The organism is Halorubrum sp. SP9 (assembly GCF_005435015.1).
Lineage (GTDB): Archaea > Halobacteriota > Halobacteria > Halobacteriales > Haloferacaceae > Halorubrum > Halorubrum sodomense.
The window spans coordinates 1-232 of record NZ_SGXU01000717.1 but is presented as its reverse complement, the minus strand read 5'-3'; the positions used below and the strand labels follow the sequence as shown (position 1 = coordinate 232).

Annotated in this window: 1 protein-coding gene; it reads right to left on the bottom strand. The window is 75.9% G+C overall.

The genetic code is table 11. The features are described from left to right. Positions 1-50 precede the first annotated feature (50 nt). On the bottom strand, positions 51-232 hold a 182-nt coding region (locus tag EXE45_RS19105; RefSeq protein ID WP_241989549.1), incomplete at its 5' end, for a DUF5811 family protein.

Genomic DNA, 232 nt, shown 5'->3' with positions numbered 1-232 from the left:
AGAGCGGGGCGGACCGATCGCTCGAACGGGCTACGTCCGGGCCGGGACCGTCACTTCGCGGTGGGCGTGATGTCGCCGACGGCGTCCATCACCTGGACCGCCGCGCTGGCGGCGAGCCCGCGGGCGACCTCGTCGGTGTCGGACTCGGCGATGCCGGCGTCCAAGTCCTCCGGGTCCGGCGTGAAGCCGGCCGAGACGGGGTGGCCGGCCGGGGGGTTCACCGCGACGGTCG